Below are 4,736 nucleotides of genomic sequence, written 5' to 3' on the forward strand. Positions count from 1 at the left end.
GGCCATCAACGCCACCGCCCCTGGTTTGATCGCCCTTGAGGCGGCCAAACTGGGCGCGCTGCTGGTTCACTTCAGCACCGATTACGTGTTCGATGGCAGTGGTTCAGCCGCCCGCAACGAGTCCAGCCCCACCGCGCCCTTAAGCGTTTACGGCCGCACCAAGCTCGAAGGCGAGCAACTCATCCAGCAAAGCGGCTGCGCCCACTTCATCTTCCGCACCAGTTGGGTCTATGCAGCGCGCGGCGGCAATTTCGCCAAAACCATGTTGCGCCTGGCCGCCGAGCGCGATCAGCTCAAAGTCATCAATGACCAGATCGGCGCCCCCACCGGGGCTGATCTGTTGGCCGACGTCACCGCGCACGCCATCCGCGCCTTCCGCCAGGCCAATCGCCCAGAACTCAGCGGCCTCTACCACCTGGTCGCCCAAGGTGAAACCAGCTGGTTCGACTACGCCCGCTTTGTCATCGAATGGGCGCGTGCCAACGGCCAGCCCATCAAGGTGGCACCAGATGCCATCGAACCCACCGGCACGGCCTCGTATCCCACGCCAGCGCAGCGCCCGCTCAACTCGCGCCTGGACACCAGCAAGCTTCAGCAAGCGCTGGGCTTGACCTTGCCCCATTGGCAGCAAGGTGTTCAGCGCATGCTCACCGAAATCACAGGGAAGTAATTCGTCATCATGACCATCGCTACACGCAAAGGCATCATCCTGGCTGGCGGCTCGGGCACGCGCCTGCACCCCGCCACCTTGGCCATCAGCAAACAACTGCTGCCGGTCTACGACAAGCCCATGATTTACTACCCGCTCAGCACTTTGTTGCTGGCCGGCATCCGCGACATCCTCATCATCAGCACCCCGCAAGACACCCCGCGCTTTCAGTCTCTGCTGGGCGATGGCAGCCAGTGGGGCGTCAACCTCAGCTATTGCGTGCAACCCAGCCCCGATGGCCTGGCGCAAGCCTTCATCCTGGGCCGCGACTTCGTCGGCAACCACTCCAGCGCCCTGGTCCTGGGCGACAACATCTACTACGGCCATGACCTGCAAGGCCTGTTGATGGACGCGGCCTCGCAGCCCGATGGGGCCAGCGTCTTCGCCTACCACGTGCACGACCCTGAACGCTATGGCGTGGTCGATTTCGATGCCAACAAGCGCGCTCTCAGCATCGAAGAAAAACCCAAGGCCCCCAAAAGCAACTACGCCGTCACCGGCCTGTACTTTTACGACCAGCAGGTGTGCGACATCGCCGCTGAGATCAAGCCCAGCCCGCGCGGCGAGCTCGAGATCACCGATGTCAACGCCATGTACCTGCAGCTAGGCCAGCTCAACGTGCAGATCATGGGCCGGGGCTATGCCTGGCTCGACACCGGCACGCACGACAGCCTGCTCGAGGCCAGCCAGTTCATCGCCACGCTTGAAAAGCGCCAGGGCCTGAAAGTGGCTTGCCCTGAAGAAATCGCCTTCCGCTCGGGTTGGATCACGGCCGAACAGGTTCACAAGCTGGCGCAACCCATGCTTAAAAACGGCTACGGCCAGTACCTGCTCAAAGTCGTCAACGAACAGGTGTTCTGAGCATGAAGCTGATCCCCACGCGCATCCCGGATGTCGTCATCATCGAGCCCGCCGTGTTTGGCGACGACCGCGGCTGGTTCATGGAAAGCTTCAACCAGCACCGCTTCAACACCGAACTGGCCAAGCTGGGCTTGCCTGCCGCCCGGCCTTTCGTGCAAGACAACCACTCTTGCAGCAAAAAAGGTGTGCTGCGGGGCCTGCACTACCAACTTCCGCCCAGCGCCCAAGGCAAGCTGGTGCGCGTGGTGCAGGGCGCCGCGTTCGACGTGGCGGTGGACATCCGCCGTGGCTCGCCCACCTTCGGGCAATGGGCAGGCGTTGAGCTGTCTCCGCAAAACAACCGCCAGTTGTGGGTGCCCGAGGGCTTCGCCCATGGCTTCGTGGCGTTGACCGACGACACGCACTTCTTGTACAAAACGACCGATGTCTACGCCAAGGACTGCGAGCGGGCCATCGTCTGGAACGATCCCGACATCGGCATCGATTGGCCCCTGGGCGGCGAATCGCCCAACCTGGCCCCCAAAGACGCGCAGGCCCCGCGTTTGAAGGATGCGGATTATTTTTAGCGCGGCATGGCGCTCGGCATAATCCCGACCATGCTGTCCTCCGTTCCACGTCCTCCCGCAAGCTCACCCACCAGCTTGTGGCGCAACCTCCTGACCTATGGGCTCATCGCGGGCTTCGCGGTGTGGTGCGTGGTCGGATTTCACCGTGATCTGTCCCAGATCAGCCTGGCCCCCTTGATCGCCGGTTGGCCCGCCGTGTTGGCGGCCACGGCTTTGTCCTTGTTCAACTACGCCTTGCGCGTGGTTCGCTGGAAGCTGTATTTAAGCCGACTGGGGCACGTGCTGCCGTGGCGGTTTGTGTCGCTCACCTTCATGTCAGGCTTTGCCTTCACCTTGTCGCCCGGTAAATTGGGTGAGATGGTGCGGGCCCGCTATTACCAGCCCCTGGGCATCCCCATCTCCGGCCTCATGGCCGGTTTTTTTGTAGAGCGCCTGCTCGATTTGCTGGCCATGATCCTGCTGGCCGTGGCCGTCTTGGCCGAGTTGCAAGCCTACCGGCAAGCCTTGTGGGTGGCCGTGGGCCTGGTCGTCAGCTTGCTGGCCATGCTGGCCTTCATGCCCTGGCCCACGGTGGCACAGCGCATGGCCAGCCACCGCCTGGCAGGCAGCAAATTGTTCAAAGCCATTCAGTCGGCGGTCACCATGCTGGGCAGCGCCCGGCAGTTCCTCAAACCGGGCATTTTGTTCATGGGCCTGTCCCTGGGCCTGGTGGCCTGGGGTGCTGAAGCCGTGGGGCTCAAGCTGGTGGGCGATGTCATCTCCACCGCGCCCTTGTCGCTGCCCTCGGCCATGGGCATCTATGCCATTGCCATCATCGTTGGTGCGCTGTCCTTCCTGCCGGGGGGCTTGGGCAGCACCGAGCTGGTCATGACCAGTCTCTTGCATGCCCACGGCTACCAGCTGCCAGAGGCCATCCTTCTGACGCTGGTGTGTCGTCTGCTGACGCTGTGGTTGGCCGTGCTCATCGGCTGGATCTGCGTCTGGGCCTTGCGCGGCAAACAGTAAAATCAAGGGTGTTCATGTCTTCAAAAGCTCAATCAATCCCGCTGTGCGTGGACCTCGATGGCACGCTCATCCACAGCGATTTGTTGTTCGAATCATTCCTGCTGCTCGTCAAGCAGAACCCGTTGTACCTGTTCCTGGTGCCGCTGTGGTTGCTGGGCGGCAAAGCCAAACTCAAGGCCGAAATCGCCCGCCGTGTGCAACTCAATGGCGCCGCCTTGCCCTACTCCGAGTCCTTCGTTGATTGGCTGAAAGCGCAAAAAAGCCAGGGCCGCGAGATCTGGCTTTGCACGGCCTCCGACCAACGCATGGCGCAGGCCGTGGCCCACCATGTCGGCCTGTTCGACGGGGTGCTGGCCAGCGATGGCCAAACTAATCTGTCGGGCAGCAACAAGGCCCAGCAACTGGTGCAACGCTTTGGCGAGCGGGGTTTTGATTACTGTGGCAACCACCATGTTGATCTCAAAGTCTGGCAGCACGCCCGCGCGGCCATTGTGGTCAACGCCAAACCCGGGCTAGAGGCCAGTGCCCGCGCCTGCACCCAGGTCGATGCCGTGTTCCAGCCCCCCAAGTCGGGCATCAAGGTCGCTTTAAAAGCCCTGCGCGTTCACCAGTGGGCCAAAAATGCCCTCATCTTCGTGCCCTTGGCCGCCGCGCACCGTCTGCAAGACATGCCCACCCTGGTCGCCGGCCTGGTGGCTTTTGTCGCGTTCAGCTTGTGCGCCTCGTCGGTCTATCTGCTCAACGACATGCTCGATCTGGAGGCCGCCCGCCAGCACCCCCGCAAGTGCAAACGGCCCTTCGCCGCCGGTACCCTCAGCCTGCTGTTTGGCCTGGTCGCCGCGCCCGTGCTGTTGCTCATTTCGCTGGCCTTGGCCTTGGCGCTGCTACCGCTCAAGTTCCTGGCCGTGCTGGGGGCCTACTACCTGGTCACGCTGGCGTACTCGTTCGGCCTCAAGCGTTTGGTCATGATCGATGTACTGACCCTGGCCGGCCTGTACACCGTGCGCATCGTGGCGGGTGCGGCGGCCACCGGCATCCCGCTGTCATTCTGGCTTTTGCTGTTCGCCATCTTCATCTTCCTTAGCTTGGCCATCGTCAAGCGCTATGCCGAGTTACTCGCCATGCGCAAGCAAGGCCAGCTCAAGGCCAGCGGGCGCGGCTACCAGGTTGAAGACCTGGCCTTGCTGCAAAGCCTGGGCAGCTCTTCGGGCTACATCAGCATCCTGGTGCTGGCTTTGTACGTCAACTCGCCTGACATCGCGGTGCTGTACGGCCATCCCAAAGTCGTGTGGATGCTGTGCCCGATCATGCTGTACTGGGTCAGCCGGGTGTGGATGCAAACCCACCGTGGCCACATGCACGACGACCCCTTGGTTTTCGCCCTGAAAGACCGCGTCAGCCTGCTCACCGGCGCGGCCGCTGCCGCCGTGCTGTGGCTGGCCGTATAACGAGTCAAGGCATGATGGCAACCACCCAGTCATTCACCTCGTGGGGCAGGGTCTTGCGCACAGATCAGCAGGTGCTGGGCATGCCCAGCCGCCATGCCAGCTTGCCTTTGCCGGCCGATGCAGCGACCACGGTGTTGCCCTACGGCA

At 62.5% G+C, this 4,736-nt stretch carries 5 protein-coding genes; all 5 read left to right on the top strand.

Annotated elements, in window-relative coordinates; genetic code table 11:
- Positions 1 to 670: dTDP-4-dehydrorhamnose reductase (gene rfbD / locus H7225_RS16620; RefSeq protein WP_290663833.1), on the top strand; the 670-nt coding region annotated here is incomplete at its 5' end.
- 9 nt (positions 671 to 679) lie between these two features.
- The gene (gene rfbA / locus H7225_RS16625) at positions 680 to 1,570 is read left to right on the top strand and encodes a glucose-1-phosphate thymidylyltransferase RfbA (RefSeq protein ID WP_290663834.1); all 891 of its coding nucleotides are present in this window, start codon (positions 680 to 682) and stop codon (positions 1,568 to 1,570) included.
- A 2-nt stretch (positions 1,571 to 1,572) separates the two neighbouring features.
- Positions 1,573 to 2,136 carry a dTDP-4-dehydrorhamnose 3,5-epimerase gene (rfbC, locus tag H7225_RS16630; protein WP_290663835.1) on the top strand — a complete coding sequence of 188 codons (564 nt, stop codon included), beginning with the start codon at positions 1,573 to 1,575 and terminating at the stop codon, positions 2,134 to 2,136.
- Between the two features lie 30 nt (positions 2,137 to 2,166).
- Positions 2,167 to 3,141, top strand: a complete 975-nt coding sequence (locus H7225_RS16635; RefSeq protein WP_290663837.1) for a lysylphosphatidylglycerol synthase transmembrane domain-containing protein — start codon at positions 2,167 to 2,169, stop codon at positions 3,139 to 3,141.
- A 14-nt stretch (positions 3,142 to 3,155) separates the two neighbouring features.
- The gene (locus tag H7225_RS16640; protein WP_290663839.1) at positions 3,156 to 4,589 is read left to right on the top strand and encodes a UbiA family prenyltransferase; all 1,434 of its coding nucleotides are present in this window, start codon (positions 3,156 to 3,158) and stop codon (positions 4,587 to 4,589) included.
- The last annotated feature ends 147 nt before the right edge of the window (positions 4,590 to 4,736 follow it).

The organism is Aquabacterium sp. (genome assembly GCF_014378415.1).
GTDB lineage: Bacteria > Pseudomonadota > Gammaproteobacteria > Burkholderiales > Burkholderiaceae_C > Aquabacterium.